3 protein-coding genes are annotated in these 1,642 nt (G+C 66.5%); all 3 read right to left on the bottom strand.

The window, feature by feature from the left end:
* Window positions 1-398, bottom strand: a 398-nt coding sequence (locus tag G3N97_RS38400; RefSeq protein WP_205997941.1) for a biopolymer transporter ExbD, incomplete at its 3' end; no start/stop codon positions are given.
* Between the two features lie 81 nt (window positions 399-479).
* A complete protein-coding gene (locus tag G3N97_RS38395) occupies window positions 480-905 on the bottom strand; it encodes a biopolymer transporter ExbD (protein WP_205997940.1) in 426 nt (141 codons plus the stop codon).
* 21 nt (window positions 906-926) lie between these two features.
* Window positions 927-1,642: MotA/TolQ/ExbB proton channel family protein (locus G3N97_RS38390; RefSeq protein ID WP_205997939.1), on the bottom strand; the 716-nt coding region annotated here is incomplete at its 5' end.

Raw genomic sequence — 1,642 nt, 5'->3', positions numbered from 1 at the left:
ATCTTCGTCGCGCCCTCGCGCTGCGCCGCGGCCATCACAGCCGCCACGTCGCGATACGGCACGAGCCGGTTCGGCCGCACGTGAATCTCCGGCTGATCGGGCTGCGCGGCCGCCTGCGCGAGCCGCGATTCGAGGTCCGCCTCGGTGGGCACGGGCTGGCCGTTCCACGTCGTGGTGCCGTCGAAATCGATGTCGATCTGCACGATCTGCGGCTGCGTGGCGGGCGGCGGCGGATTGCCCACCGGCAGATTCATCTTGATCGAATGCATCTGGATCGGAATGGTGATGATCAGCATGATCAGCAGCACCAGCATCACGTCGATGAGCGGCGTGGTGTTGATGTCCACCATCACTTCCGGCTCGCCGCCGCCACCGCCCGACCCCACGTTCATACCCATGACTTTCCCCTGCTCTATGAAACGCCCGCCCTCAGACCGGCGGATGGAACCCGCTCGTCGCGCTCATGCCACGCGCGGCGCTCAACCGCCGCGTGCGGGCGGCTCCGTGATGAACGACACCTTCGCGATACCCGCGCGCTCGCACGACGTGAGCACCCGGCCGATGAACTCGTAACGCGTGCCCTGATCGCCGCGCACGTGCACTTCCGGCTGCGGCGTCTGCTGCGAAGCCGTTTTCAGGCGTTCGAGCAGCGTGGGCCCGTCGACGAGCGACTCGTTCCAGAAGAAGTTGCCGTCGCGATTGATCGCGATCTCGACGCTCTTCGGCGTGGTCTGCAGCGGCTGCACCGTTTGCTTGGGCAGCTGCACAGGCACGGTATGCGTCACCACCGGAATCGTGATCAGGAAGATGATCAGCAAGACCAGCATCACGTCGACGAGCGGCGTCGTATTGATGGCGGAGATGACTTCGTCGTCGCCGCCCTCCTGCCCCACGCTCATGGCCATGGCGTACCTCGTTCGACGGGATTATTCGGCCATCGCGACGGCGCGCGACGCGGCGCGCGCGCCACGCTTGCCGCCGGCGAGCAGGACTGCGTGCAACTGGGCGCCGAAGGCGCGCACGCGCTCCATCACGGCCTTGTTACGACGCACGAGGAAGTTGTAGCCGAGCACCGCCGGCACCGCGACCGCGAGGCCGATGGCCGTCATGATCAGCGCTTCGCCCACCGGACCCGCGACCTTGTCGATCGACGCCTGGCCCGCGATGCCGATGGCGGTCAGCGCGTGATAGATACCCCAAACCGTGCCGAACAGGCCGACGAACGGCGCCGTGGAGCCGACCGTGCCGAGGAAGGCGAGGCCGTCCTGCAGGCGGTTCGAGACGTTGGTGATGGCGCGCTCGACCGAGACGTCGATCCACGTGTTGCGATCGACCGCTTCGAGCAGCGCTTCGTCGTGATGCTCGCCCGCTTCGATGGCCGTTTCGGCGATGAAGCGGAACGGCGAGGTTTCTTCGAGCTGCTTCGCGCCGTCAGCGAGTGTGGGCGCGTTCCAGAGCTGATCGTCGGCAACCTTCGCGCGGCGGTTCGCACGGGCCTGCTCGATGAACTTGGTGATCATGATGTACCAGCTGCCCATCGACATGATCACGAGCAGCAGCAGCACGAAGCGCGCGACGAAGTCGCCGTTCTTCCACAGCGCGCCGAGGCCGTACGGGTTGCTGACGGTCTCGGAGGTGGCGG

The sequence above is a fragment of the Paraburkholderia sp. Ac-20347 genome (genome assembly GCF_017104805.1).
GTDB lineage: Bacteria > Pseudomonadota > Gammaproteobacteria > Burkholderiales > Burkholderiaceae > Paraburkholderia > Paraburkholderia tropica.
The sequence above is the reverse complement of the archived record's forward strand: the minus strand, read 5'-3'. Positions and strand labels throughout refer to the sequence as shown.